Origin of the sequence: Alkalibacterium putridalgicola, assembly GCF_040959045.1 — a bacterium.
GTDB classification, from domain to species: domain Bacteria; phylum Bacillota; class Bacilli; order Lactobacillales; family Carnobacteriaceae_A; genus Alkalibacterium; species Alkalibacterium putridalgicola.
Window position 1 is genome coordinate 2,135,054 of sequence record NZ_CP162615.1, and the last position, 12,210, is coordinate 2,147,263.

General features: G+C 40.6%; 10 protein-coding genes. 3 read left to right on the plus strand and 7 right to left on the minus strand.

All coding sequences use genetic code 11. The annotated features are described in order from the left end of the window. Positions 1 to 89: 89 nt before the first annotated feature. From AB4027_RS10150 to AB4027_RS10160, 3 genes are all read right to left on the minus strand, one after another. Entirely contained in the window at positions 90 to 1,454 is a 1,365-nt protein-coding gene (locus AB4027_RS10150; RefSeq protein WP_368644794.1) for an ISL3 family transposase, read from the minus strand. A 143-nt stretch (positions 1,455 to 1,597) separates the two neighbouring features. Further along, complete coding sequence (locus AB4027_RS10155; protein WP_091488627.1) at positions 1,598 to 2,578, minus strand: polyprenyl synthetase family protein; 981 nt, start codon at positions 2,576 to 2,578, stop codon at positions 1,598 to 1,600. Positions 2,579 to 2,841: 263 nt separating this feature from the next. Beyond that, on the minus strand, positions 2,842 to 4,695 hold the full coding sequence (locus AB4027_RS10160) for an FAD-dependent oxidoreductase (protein WP_368645248.1): 1,854 nt from the start codon (positions 4,693 to 4,695) through the stop codon (positions 2,842 to 2,844). Between the two features lie 431 nt (positions 4,696 to 5,126). On the opposite strand from AB4027_RS10160, the gene menA reads away from it, so the two are divergent. Next, positions 5,127 to 6,068: a 1,4-dihydroxy-2-naphthoate polyprenyltransferase gene (menA, locus tag AB4027_RS10165; RefSeq protein ID WP_368645249.1), complete on the plus strand. Its 942-nt coding sequence runs from the start codon at positions 5,127 to 5,129 to the stop codon at positions 6,066 to 6,068. Positions 6,069 to 6,344: 276 nt separating this feature from the next. On the opposite strand, the gene ltrA is transcribed toward menA, so the two are convergent. The 3 genes from ltrA to groES all read right to left on the minus strand — a co-directional run bounded on the left by ltrA (position 6,345) and on the right by groES (position 10,168). After that, complete coding sequence (gene ltrA / locus AB4027_RS10170) at positions 6,345 to 7,733, minus strand: group II intron reverse transcriptase/maturase (RefSeq protein WP_368645238.1); 1,389 nt, start codon at positions 7,731 to 7,733, stop codon at positions 6,345 to 6,347. Positions 7,734 to 8,200: 467 nt separating this feature from the next. Further along, the gene (gene groL, locus AB4027_RS10175; protein ID WP_091488622.1) at positions 8,201 to 9,826 is read right to left on the minus strand and encodes a chaperonin GroEL; all 1,626 of its coding nucleotides are present in this window, start codon (positions 9,824 to 9,826) and stop codon (positions 8,201 to 8,203) included. 57 nt (positions 9,827 to 9,883) lie between these two features. Then, positions 9,884 to 10,168, minus strand: a complete 285-nt coding sequence (gene groES / locus AB4027_RS10180; protein WP_091488620.1) for a co-chaperone GroES — start codon at positions 10,166 to 10,168, stop codon at positions 9,884 to 9,886. Positions 10,169 to 10,409: 241 nt separating this feature from the next. Here groES and AB4027_RS10185 point away from each other — a divergent pair, with 241 nt between their 5' ends. Both AB4027_RS10185 and AB4027_RS10190 read left to right on the plus strand, forming a co-directional pair. Next, complete coding sequence (locus AB4027_RS10185; RefSeq protein ID WP_368645250.1) at positions 10,410 to 11,072, plus strand: lysostaphin resistance A-like protein; 663 nt, start codon at positions 10,410 to 10,412, stop codon at positions 11,070 to 11,072. Positions 11,073 to 11,107: 35 nt separating this feature from the next. Beyond that, positions 11,108 to 11,308: a YdiK family protein gene (locus AB4027_RS10190; protein ID WP_091488617.1), complete on the plus strand. Its 201-nt coding sequence runs from the start codon at positions 11,108 to 11,110 to the stop codon at positions 11,306 to 11,308. 50 nt (positions 11,309 to 11,358) lie between these two features. Here AB4027_RS10190 and AB4027_RS10195 read toward each other — a convergent pair whose 3' ends face one another. Beyond that, positions 11,359 to 12,039, minus strand: a complete 681-nt coding sequence (locus AB4027_RS10195) for a redox-sensing transcriptional repressor Rex (protein WP_368645251.1) — start codon at positions 12,037 to 12,039, stop codon at positions 11,359 to 11,361. Between the last annotated feature and the right edge of the window lie 171 nt (positions 12,040 to 12,210).

Consider the following 12,210-nt stretch of genomic DNA (forward strand, 5'->3'; position numbering starts at 1 on the left):
CTCCCTCAGGGGAGCTTTTTTGAGGTTCTTTGTCAAATCGTGTTGGTCAGAATTCCCGGAGGTAGAAACTTAAATGTTTCTACCTCTTTTTATACGACTTTTAAGTTTCTTTGTTTTTCTATTTCCTTTTCTTCTTCAAATGTTAAAGGTCTGTTTGATTTTTCAGTTTTTTCTGTTAACTTAAAGCTGATGAGAATACGGGCTCTCAAATGTCTGAAATTATGGTAACCATAGCCGCTTCGTTTCAATGTTTTAATTTTATTGTTAATGCCTTCTAAATGTCCGTTGGACAAGGTATAAGTGCAAGAATTTTCTATTGAATCTAAGTATTTTTCTAGTGTCTGGAAGGTAGTCCTAACATATCTTTTGATAGATCTTTCCTTACTTCGTTCAAGCTGATTGACGAATTCCTCATAGTTACCGGTAGAGAGGTGCCATTTCAAGTCATTGATTAAATCATAAATCCACTGGAATTGGTCATCGATTGACAAGAGATAATTGACCATCATTTTTTCTGTGACCTGGCCATCGTAAAGTCGATGAGTAAAGTAGTGTTCAAAATCAACACTCCAGACATTCTTTAAAATGATTTTCCATTGTTTCTTTAGTTTAGAATAATCCCGAGGGCGAGTATATTTAACAGTTTTCATAATCTCTATACGTAAACGATTTAAGGCTCTATTCATATGTTGGACAATGTGGAATCGATCAATAATTAGTTCGGCATTCGGGAAACAGTCATGTATAACTTTTAAATAGGGGCTATACATATCCAACGTTACTGTCTTGACTTTTTTTCGTAGGTCATAGGGATAACGTTGGAAATAAGCAATGAGTTCTTTCTGCTGCCTATTTTCAACGATATCTATAATGTCATGGGTTTGAGAATTAGTAAAAATAAAACTCATAGAACCAGCAGCTTCCTTCACTGATTTAAACTCATCAAAAGAAAGGTGTTCAGGTAGTTCGAACCTTGAAGGTTCGAGGGTTTCTCCAGTACTTTCCAGCAGTCTTATAACTGTAGATGATGATACTGAAACACGTTTAGCAATAGTTTTCATACTTTGTGTTTCGGATAATTCATAAGAAACAACATTCTTGATAGGGTTAGAAATGAAACAGTATTTATTCACCAGAGATGTTTTTGCCATAAAAGTTCGCCCACATTCGTGACACATATAGCGTTGCTTTCTTAACCTTAACAAGGCAGGTTTAAAGAGGATGTTCCCTAATTTTATTGTAGATATTTTTGTACCATGCTTAGTGATGGAATAATCTTGGTTTACAGCCCCGCAGTGATGACAGGCCTTCGGCTTGTATGTAAGAGTTCCTTGGTAAACAATATAGTTTGTATCTTTAATAGTTTCTTCTGGGCAAAGATAGTCATTGATATCAAAAATAATATTTTCATCTTTAATATTTAATGAATTTCGTATAATATGAGAGTAGGTCATGTAGATTCTCCTTTGTTTGGTTTTCGTCGACTTAATTATAAGGGAATCTACTGGCCTTTTTCTATTGATATACAAAAAACCGTGCCAGCGAGTTCGTTAGAACTCACCAACACGATTTATTATAGAACCTTTTTTGATTGGTTCTACATTTCACGATTGAGCATTTTCAGTGTGATTTCCTCAATCACTTGTTTTTCTTTTGATTCTGGAAGACCGGCAATACGCTTCATGGCTTTTTTGGTATATTTCTCAGCCAGTTTTTTTGCCTCATTCACTCCATCTGCTTCAGTCACGAGCAGCTGTATTTTTCTTGCCTCTTCTTTCGTTGTTCTCTCACCTTTCGATAACAACGGCAGCAGATCTTTCTTGTTCTTTCTTAAAGCAAAAATCAGAGGAGCAGTATAGATACCCTGTCTAACATCTTCCAGAACAGGCTTACCAAAATCTTCAGATAACTGAGTATAATCCAGGACATCATCCATAATCTGGAAAGCCATACCGATATGACTTCCGATATAATAACAGTAGCGAGAAAATGACTTTGAATTGCCACTCTCCATTGCTCCTGCATAACAAGATAAAGCAAAGAGCTGAGCTGTTTTTCCTGAAATCTGGGTCAGATATTCACGGATGCTCATATCTTTTTTATAGCGTAAATGCATCTGATTCAATTCCCCCATTAAAATACGCTCCATACCATCCGTACTGATCGTCAAATTCTCCATTGATTCAGCATGTTTGGCTAGAATACGGAAAAAGACAGTAAACAGATAGTCCCCGGCATATACTGCAACATCTTTCCCGTATTTATCTTGAATCGTCTGCTTGCTTCGTCTTGTTGAAGCTTCATCTATAATATCATCATGAATTAAGGTAGCTGTATGCAGCAGCTCTATGGCCGCAGCTAGACTACGTGCTCTTTCAGGCGAATGCTCTTCACCAAAACTTGAAAATAACAGAGTGTAGGCTGGACGCAAAAGTTTCCCGCCTGAATGAAGCATATCTAAGATAGCCGCTTCAACTTCCTTATTTCGAAGGAATATCTCCTTATCGATCATCGTAAGCGTCTCTTTTAGTTCAGACTTTACTTCAGGATAGGCGTCCCACATTGGATGTATCTCCATCTTGATTCCTCTTTCCTTTTTTTGACACAGTTTTCGCAGGGAGGGCGTTGGTACAACCAACACTAACACAGCAGCCAATAAATATACTCTCGGCATTGGCCTCCTGGATACCATTCTATTTTTCACTTTAGCAGTCTCTTTTAGTTTACCATTATTCTACGATCAGAACAGACCATTGAATTAAAATATTTTAAAACGATAAAAAAGAATGAAGGAGAGCATCATTCATCCTTCACTCTTTTTTAGTTATTTAATTGAAAAAGTTATTTCTGTTTATATACTGGCTTTGTTTTTCCATACCACCAATTTCCAGCAACCTTCTGTATCCATGGAATAGCGTAGTAATCTAAACCGAATGCACGGCCGGAACCATTCATTAATGAAAGAGCTACAAAGACGAACCAGATATTCACCCAATAGAACATACCGGATAAAGTAAAGCTGGCTACCAGAGCAATAGTTAAAGCACTAACAAGCCAAGTGAACAATCCGAAAATAAGCGCCAGACCTACACCAATTTCAACAAGTGTCATAACTTTCTGGAAAATAAGAGCAATGTCGGTATTTGGAATCATAAACTCCATGATCGCTTCAAACCAGCCTGGTGCTTCCTTTAAAATCATCATAGGTTCTTCACCATATACATAACTTAGTCCAAATACCGGATCAGCCGCTGCTGTTTCGGCAGCAGGTGAAGCACCGGAAGTTGCATCCTGGAGCCATGAGAATGGTAAAGCCACTCTATCAGTGAACCAGCTTTCTGAACCGAATAAACCAAAAGCTTTTTTCAGTCCTTCAACGAGCCACATACTACCGAAGAATACCCTCAGTGGAACACTCCACAGCACATTGCCATATCGGGAAAGATGTCCGCGGAAAATATTCCGTTTATCTCTAATATGGAAGAACTCATGGAAAACATATTGAACGGCATAGTATCCAGAACGGATTTCAAAGAAGTAAAGAAGATTGACCAAGTGTTTAACTAAAATAGCAAAGAAGCCAGAGAGATTATACTTGCCCATCAATTCAGCTACACCATATGTCGATCCGATGGAAACCATGAAGCCCTGATAATTACTTTCATGTTTGTGCTTTTCAGTACCTTCAATAGCAGCGGCAATGTTTTCGGCAGCTGTATGTCCGGTCTGTTCAGCAGCCTGAACGATTTGAGGAGTTGGAGCCCCATCTTCCTCTACATAGTAAACCAGGTCACCGATAACATAAACATCATCATAACCTTCAGCTTCCATGTACTCATTAGCCACTAAACGATTGGCACGTGCTTTTTCCAGTCCGAAATCTTCTGTATCAGAGTTGGCTTTAACACCGGCTGTCCAGATAAGAGTATGTGTCGGTATTTTTTCTCCAGATTTCAGTTCGATATGATCAGGTGCCACTTTTACAATAGGAGAACTTTTGAGGATTTTGATTCCTCTTTTTTCCATATAACGTTCTGCTTTTTCAGCATTTTTACGTGATATCATATTTAAAATAGTCGGAATAGCTTCAACAACGATCAGTGAGATTTCATCTGGATCGACTTTATGATCTTTTGCAAGACGGTCTTTCCAGTCTGCGAGTTCACCGACCATTTCGATCCCTGTAAAACCGGAGCCGCAGACAGTGAATGTCAGCATGGCTTTACGCTTGGCATCGTCACGTACAGTTGAGGCTTCGGCAACTGTGCTCTCAATGTGTTCACGAATCTTGATTGCATCTTCCATAGACCACAGTGTGAAGGCATGGTCTTTAACACCAGGAGTGCCAAAGTCGTTGGGTTCTCCACCCATACCTAAAATCAGATAATCGAATGAATAAGAATCATTCTCAGTCTTGACTATGTTTTTATCATGATCGATATCAAGTACATTGTCAGTCACCAACTTCACGTTCTTCTTACGGCTGAACAGACGCTGCAGATCAAACTGAATCGCATCAGGTTCTACACGCCCACCAGCAACTTCATGAAGTTCAGTCATATATGTTTGATAAGGATGACGATCGATCAATGTAATCGTAACATCTTCATTTTTCTTGAATCGTTTAGCGAGTCTTTTAGTTGCCGCAACTCCGGCAAATCCCGCACCGACGACGACTATGTTTTTTTGGGACATTCTTCCCACTCCTTAATATTTTTTACACAACAGTTTAAACAAACTTTTCTTACAAGATTATGATAATACTTATTTATAAACCCTAAAAGGCAGATTGCGTCTGAAAATAGAACAGCAGACAATGTTTAAACTTTCACATGCAACAGGATTAATTATACATTAGAAGAAAAATTTTGTCTAGTTAATATGAGACAAATTTCAATAACTCGAGAGAATATTAATTTTATGTGACAATTATTGTCTCACACCGTCTTTCCGACTACGTCCTTGTTTTTTTTATCCTTATTTCTCTCACTAATATAAAATGTCAGAAGATAAAATCTCATATTTCCTCCTGTAGTTTTATGTTATACTCTATAGCAGAGTATTTTAGAAGCAGTAATGTCATGCTAGTTGCAAAGAATCAAAATAGAAAAAGAAGGAAGATCAAAATGAAAGTATCTGTATTCATGAAATTAGTGGAAATACAAACTAAAATCGCCAGTTTATTCCCGTTCCTCCTCGGCGTGTTGTTTTCGGCTTACTACTTTTCCGAATTCAACTTTTGGAACACGCTTCTCTTTTTTGTCGCCATGATTTTGTTTGATATGACGACAACAGCCATTAATAATCTAATGGATTTTCAAAAAGCAAAAGATAAAACATATCAGCAGAACGTCAATATTATCGGACGTACCGGTTTATCAGAAAAGAAAGTGATTCGTCTGATTTTTATTATGCTTGGACTTTCCATAGTACTGGGTTTAATACTAGTCTATCGGACAACATTTTTACTTTTGGCTATCGGGGTTGTTTGTTTTGCTATAGGGATCTTTTATACGTTCGGACCAATACCTATCTCTAGAACGCCATTGGGAGAAATACTTTCCGGACTGACTATGGGCTTTGGCATTTTCTTTATTGCAGTGCTGATCAATGATTCAGATGGCAGTCTGATCCGTTTAGCTTTTGAGGGACCTGAATTTTTACTGACCGGTAATCTGCAGGCTATCTTTTCAGTCTTTTTAGTATCATTGCCGACTGTATTTCTGATTTCAAATATCATGCTAGCTAACAACACGTGTGACCTTGAAGAGGATATCGTCAATAACCGGTTTACTCTCCCCTTTTATATCGGGAAAGAAAGAGCTGTTTTACTTTTTAATCTGTTGATGTATCTCAGTTATGTGATCATCGCTTTATCTGTTGTCCTGGGGTACCTTCATCCTTTAATGCTCGCTGTTTTCATTACTTTCCCCTTGATCAAAAAGAACTTGAATGCCTACAACCAAAAACAGATAAAAACGGAAACGTTTGTGGTAGCTATCAAAAATGTAGTCCTTTTCAGCAGTGTAGAAGTCGGCCTGCTGGCTCTCAGCTTATTTTTTGTATAAATTTCAAGAATATTTATCAGCGCTCTAACGTCGGCCCAAGATCATCATTCCGGCATGAGTCTCTGATCGATCAAAGAATTTAAGAGGACGGGACAAAAAGCGTTTAGCCCTGTAGCTTCTAACGCAGCCCCGCCGATAACTGCTGAAGGAGTTATCGGCGGGGCTGTTTATTGGAACACGTTTATAACAAATGATTCGGAATCGAGTAGGAGATAAATGATTAATTCATTTATCGTCCTCTCACACCACCGTACGTACGGTTCCGTATACGGCGGTTCAATATCTTAAGTAAGCAGACTCTGCCAGGTCTCGTAGTGAAACTACGTTCCACCGGTAGAGTCTTTTCGTTGTAAGCACCCAATGAACTTCAGGTGTTTTTGACAGTCTCCAGTATTTCTTTCTGGAATAGCCTATGCGTTTGGCACTATCTATATCTAGACCTAAGCGCATTAATCTGCTAATCTTAGTACGTGGATTTTTCCATCTCTTTAAAATTAGCTGCCTGATTCGGTGATGGAGCCATTGCTCCACTTTAGTTACGAAGGTTTTGATGAAGCCTGTGCCAAAATAATTTATCCAGCCTCTTGTTCGGCTGTTTATCTCTTTGACAATCTCATCAAACTTCCCTGCTCGCTTACGTTTGGTCAAGCGTTTCAAGGTGCGAATGAATTTCGCTTTGGCTTCGTTCGAAGGTCTGTAGCGACAGACCCCATTCACTGTGGTTATCAGACAACCCAAGAACTTTAAACGCGTTGGTGAACCCACTTTACTTTTCTCTTGGTTGACAGTTAGTTTCAGGTCTTTTTCAATGAAGCGAGTGATGCTTTGGAGCACACGTTCACCGGCTCGTTTTGACTTCACAAAGATGACGAAGTCATCAGCGAACCGAACGAAACGATGTCCTCTCTGCTTCATTTCTTTATCCAGTTCATGTAAGTATACGTTACTGAGTAGGGGCGAAATCACGCCACCTTGTGGTGCGCCTGTGTTACTTTCTACGAATTCGCCAGACAGATCTATGACACCGCTCTGTAAGAACTTACGGATAATTTTCAGAATCATTTTGTCCTGTATATACTGTTCGAGATAGTACATCAGCTTATCATGATTGAGTGTGTCAAAGCACTGTTTCAGGTCACAATCGACGGCCACTTTGTAGCCTTGCTGATAATAGTCGACACACTCTTTCAGAGCTGTATGATTGCTTTTCCCTTTACGGAACCCATGACTGTGTGGGAGGAAATGTTTATCAATGATAGGTTCTATCACTTGCCTGATGGCTTGCTGGACCACTCGGTCCCGTACCACTGGAATGCCCAGTTTTCGGATACCCCCATTCGCTTTGGGAATTTCCACCCGTCTGACCGGTTGTGGTTTATAGGTGCCGTCTAACAGTTTCTTTTTTAAATACGGACTCATTTCCATGATATGTGATTCTATCTCATTAACTGTCATACCATCTACTCCAGCAGCTCCTTTATTGCGTTTAACAATTTTAGCCGCTTCAAATAGATTCTTCTCACTTACAACGAGCCTCATGAGAGACTCACCATACTTGTCTTTACATTCACCTAGGCGATTACTCCGCACATCTACATACTCTTTCGCTTCCAGCTTATCCCTTTGTAGTTTGCCAACCCGTGGGTCGTTTTCTGCGTTTGTCATAATGCCTAACCTCCAATCTTCAAAGTATTGATATTGTTCGGTCCTTCGGTACATTTTCCCTACTATGACCTCGGCTGACTTCTCGCCATTCGTTGTTACTACTAAGCGCTGACGAGACCTCCCCGGGTAAGAACGACAACCTTCTGCTCACGTCACTGCTTCATTTACTCAATAGAATTCGGGCAGTATCGGACTTCACTTTGTGATGCAAGCTCATCCGTTCTATTAAGCCTTGGTATGAAGTTTCTGTTCGTCAGTGCAAGCATTTGCGTCCGACTTCCTTCAGATTCCGCCTCACGGCGGACACCCTTGTCTTTCGCTAACAGTTCCTACTGCCAAGTCTGTAGTGGACTTTCACCACCAAGTTGTCGCCCATGCCGGGCGCACATCACCAAAGAGGGTAGGACAAAAGTCCTACCCTCTTTTCATCTAAAATATCTATATTGTTCAGGAAATAAATCTCGTTATTACATCATGCCGCCCATGCCGCCGGGATTCATTCCGCCAGCCTGATTGTCATTTTCTTCAGGGATTTCTGCGACAGCTGCTTCTGTTGTAAGAAGTAGGGCTGATACAGATGCAGCATTCTGAAGAGCTGAACGGGTAACTTTAGTTGGATCGATGATACCCGCTTCAACCATATTGACCATTTCCCCAGTTGCGGCGTTAAAGCCAATTCCTGGCTCAACATGTTTCAGACGTTCAACGATGACACTGCCGTCAAGTCCAGCATTTTGAGCGATCTGACGGACAGGTTCTTCCAAAGCACGCAGGACGATCTTCACGCCGGTCTCTTCGTCGCCTTCAGCGTCGATTTCTTCCAGTTTATTTAAGATATTGATATATGCAGTCCCTCCGCCGGCAATCACGCCTTCTTCAACGGCCGCACGTGCAGCATTCAATGCATCTTCAATACGCAGTTTACGTTCTTTGATTTCCGTTTCAGTTGCTGCACCCACTTTGATCACAGCCACACCGCCGGCTAACTTGGCGATACGTTCCTGAAGTTTTTCACGGTCAAACTCAGAGGTGGTTTCTTCAGCTTGAGAACGCAGCATGCCGACACGCTGTTCGATGGATGCTGCATCACCGGCACCTTCAACGATCGTTGTATCATCTTTCGTCACAACGACTTTACCTGCCGTACCTAGCTGGTCGATGGTCATATCTTTAAGATCCAGACCTAAGTCACTTGTAACGACAGTTCCGTTCGTCAGTGTAGCGATATCCTCAAGCATACCTTTACGGCGATCACCGAAGCCAGGTGCTTTAACGGCAACAACATTCAATGTGCCACGGATCTTGTTCAGGACTAATGTAGGAAGAGCTTCGCCTTCGATATCATCAGCAATGATCAGCAGCGGACGATTCTGCTGCATGATATTTTCAAGGACGGGTAAAATCTCCTGAACAGATGAGATTTTCTTGTCTGTGATCAGGACATACGGATTATCAAGACTAGCTTCCATCTTCTCGTTGTCTGTCACCATGTACTGAGATAAGTATCCACGGTCAAACTGCATCCCTTCAACGACATCCAGTTCTGTTTCGATACCTTGAGACTCTTCTATCGTGATTACGCCGTCACTGCCGACTCTTTCCATAGCGTCTGCAAGCAAGTGACCGATTTCCTCGTCTCCGGAAGAGATTGCTGCGATCTGTGCAATAGATTCTTTGTCAGCAACTTGTGTTGAAATCTCGCGAAGTGACTCAACAGCTTTCTTCGTTGCCATTTCGATTCCACGACGGATACCGACCGGGTTAGCACCAGCTGTCACATTTTTCATACCTTCGTTGACGATAGCTTGAGCTAATACAGTTGCTGTAGTTGTACCGTCGCCGGCAATATCGTTGGTTTTGCTTGCCACTTCAACGACCAGCTGGGCACCCATGTTTTCAAATTTATCTTCCAGTTCGATTTCTTTTGCGATCGTGACTCCGTCATTAGTGATTTGAGGAGCACCGAATGATTTATCTAAAATGACGTTTCGGCCTTTTGGACCTAATGTTACTTTAACTGTATTTGCCAGTTTATCTACTCCGCGCAGCATTGCTGCACGGGCATCTTCAGAAAATTTAATATCTTTAGCCATGTTTTAATTCTCTCCTTCGTTGATTATATTGAAAATGAAATCGTTAAAACGAATGAATTATTCGACGATCGCAATGATGTCTGTATCTTTGACAACTAAATATTCGGTCCCCTGATATTTGATCTCAGATCCGGCATATTTTTCAAAGATAACTTTGTCGCCAACTGAAACGGCTGGTTTGGAATAGTTACCATTATCAAGCAGTCTACCTTCTCCTGCAGCGACTACTACGGCTGTCTGTGGTTTTTCTTTGGCAGAATCCGGCAGGACCAAGCCGCTTGCAGTTTTTTCTTCTTCTTTTTTCACTTCAAGAAGTACGCGATTTCCTAAAGGTTTCAACATAATGTAATCCCTCCATAAGTAAATTGTTTGTTTTGTCTTATTTTTTTCACTATCAGCTAGTGAATAAGTGAGTTTTAGCACTCTAACCAGTCGAGTGCTAACTCCAATTCTAAGTATATTCAAAACAGAATGATCTTGCAAGCCCTATCTTAAAAAAACATTCATTTTTCCTTGTGTGGAAACGGACCTCTATTTGTGTTAAATTACTAGTATTGTATATAACAAACAAAGGATGACTTTAATGGATCAAATCACTTTAAATAAAAAAGCGGCAACACGTATCATCATACTTTTCCTGCTTGTTCAAGTCCTGGCAGGGGTCATTCCTGTCTTTCTACCTGAATCATTAGGAACGATAGGATTTTTGACACCGTCACTCGTCCTCTTCACTCTAGGTGCGGTCGGTATGATAGCGATCGAAAAAAGATTTCATATGCATTTTCCATTTGAAAAACCTCTAAACAAGCAGAAGAAAGACGTTCTGCTATGGGGGATCGCCGGTATCTTTATCGCCCTCTTTGCACAGAACCTGGCGAGCATCGTCGAGGTCCAGTTGCTGGGATCACCGATGGAGTCTCAGAATACACAAATGCTTGTCGAAGTGGTCAGAAACTACCCTGTCTTCATCCTTCTCATAGGAGTGGCCGGGCCGGTCATGGAAGAATTCGTATTTCGAAAAGCGATTTTTGGGATGCTCATTGAAAAAACTGGCGGTATCGGTGCAGCGGTCATCAGTTCACTATTGTTTGCTTTCGTCCATTTTGACGGTCTGCTACTTGTCTATTCATCCATGGGGTTTGTATTCTCCTGGCTTTACTTCAAAACCAAGAATATCTGGACACCGATCATTGCGCATTGTCTGATGAATACCCTGGCCGTAATTGCGAACCTATATTTCCTCTGATCATGACTAATTTTCCCACGTAGAAAGGATCCACTATGACAGAAAAACAGCTTAAACTACAAATCGTTTTTAAATATGTATTCTTTGCACTTTTCCTCTTCTTCACCATTGACTCGGTTTCATCAAATGGGTGGGGGTTCTTTTCCTATCTGTTTGCCCTTTTTGCAACAAAGGACTTTGTGAACGGGACACGTTTGGCGCAAGCCTATTACAACATCAAAAAAAGTAAGAGATAACTAAAAGCGTACCCGCTCTAATCAAGCGGGTACGCTTTTTTAATTTCAATTTAGATAATAAAATCATTCAACGGTTCATCCGGGTCATCTGAATTTTCCAGATCCTGATAGTAATTGATAAAGTAGATCAGTGTCTGCAGCTCATTTGTCAAATCAACATTATGGACGCGGATATGTTTAGGCACCGTCACACGGATCGGCGTGAAATTCATGATACCTTTAACTCCACCTTCAACCAGCTGGTTGGCCATATCCTGAGCGATTTCTGAAGGGACTGTTATGATGGCCACATCGATTTGCTGCAGGTCGAGCTGTTCTACCATTTCATCTATGGAGTAGATCGGCACACCTTGATGGATCGTTCCGATCAGTTCATCTTTGACATCAAATCCGGCACTGATGCGGATATTATTATTGCGACGGAAATTATAGTTCAGTAACGCCTGTCCCAAATTACCTACACCGATCAGGGCAACGTTGGTCAGTCTATCCTGATTCAGCGTTTTACTGAAAAAGTTCATTAACGCTTCAACATCATAACCATAACCTCTTTTACCTAGAGCACCGAAATATGAAAAGTCGCGTCGGATCGTTGCGCTGTCCACTTTTACGGCTTCACTTAACTTGGCAGATGAGATGCGTTCCTTGCCTGCTTCATATAAAAACCTCAAATAGCGATAGTACAGCGGCAAACGTCTCGCTGTCGCTTTAGGTATTTTCTTTTCAACCATCATTCATTCTCCTTATCCGATTTTAAATTAACTTTAGTTTAATCATTATAAATTACTGTTTATTCAGTCTTTGTGCATTCACAAACTATAAGTAATATGCCACTTTCTATTATAGCATTAATCTTACTAAATAAAAGTAAAATAGCCTGAATTCTAAGAATATTCATAAAC